The sequence below is a fragment of the Virgibacillus sp. LDC-1 genome (assembly GCF_030137545.1).
Lineage (GTDB): Bacteria > Bacillota > Bacilli > Bacillales > Amphibacillaceae > LDC-1.
The window spans coordinates 1-315 of record NZ_JARUVL010000045.1 but is presented as its reverse complement, the minus strand read 5'-3'; the positions used below and the strand labels follow the sequence as shown (position 1 = coordinate 315).

The window sequence follows — 315 nt, the reverse complement described above, 5'->3', positions numbered from 1 at the left end:
TTGTACCTTGAAAACTAAATAAGAGTAATACCAACGACATCAACTAAAAGCGGAAGCGACTGTTATGCGATGTATGGGCTGGACTGAGCGGAAGGAGATAAAGGAAACATGATGAACGTAAGTGAATCGATGTTGACTTATCGTACAGAAGCAAAGGAAGTCACACTAATCGCAAGGAGCTGAAGCTGAAAAAGGCGTAAAGCAAATATAAGCATTATGCTTATTCATTGTTAGTTAAGTGAATAAGAGCGCACGGTGGATGCCTTGGCACTAGGAGCCGACGAAGGACGGGACTAACACCGATATGCCTCGGGG

1 rRNA gene is annotated in these 315 nt (G+C 43.8%); it reads left to right on the top strand.

The annotated features are described in order from the left end of the window. Window positions 1-232: 232 nt before the first annotated feature. Window positions 233-315 (top strand): 23S ribosomal RNA (locus QBK89_RS15070); the annotation flags it as partial.